Below are 297 nucleotides of genomic sequence, written 5' to 3'. Positions count from 1 at the left end.
GGTCAGCAGGCCGGCGACGAGGAGGCGGGCGCCGCAGCCGAGGCTGATGAACCAGGTGAGGCTGGCGAGCATGGCGCCTAGGCCGAAGATCCAGCGGAGGGAGCCGCGTTGGCTGGCCACGGTGCCGAGTAGGAGCACGGTGTCGATGTAGGCGTGCGGGTTGAGCCAGGTCATGGCCAGGCAGGTGAGGACGACCTTGCGGAGAGTGCCCGTCGAGGTTGCCGCGCTGGTCAGGGCCTGGTTTGCGGTCGGTCGCAGTGCCCGCCGAGCCGCCATTGCGCCGTAGCAAATCAGGAA

Annotated in this window: 1 protein-coding gene; it reads right to left on the bottom strand. The window is 69.0% G+C overall.

The window, feature by feature from the left end; translation table 11 throughout:
• Positions 1-291 (bottom strand): LysE/ArgO family amino acid transporter (locus GV790_RS29760; RefSeq protein WP_309139053.1); only part of this gene is annotated, 291 nt, incomplete at its 3' end.
• Between the last annotated feature and the right edge of the window lie 6 nt (positions 292-297).

The sequence above is a fragment of the Nocardia cyriacigeorgica genome, from assembly GCF_010858045.1.
Classification (GTDB): Bacteria; Actinomycetota; Actinomycetes; order Mycobacteriales; family Mycobacteriaceae; genus Nocardia; species Nocardia cyriacigeorgica_E.
Note: the sequence above shows the minus strand (reverse complement) of the source record. Positions and strands in the feature narration are given on the sequence as shown.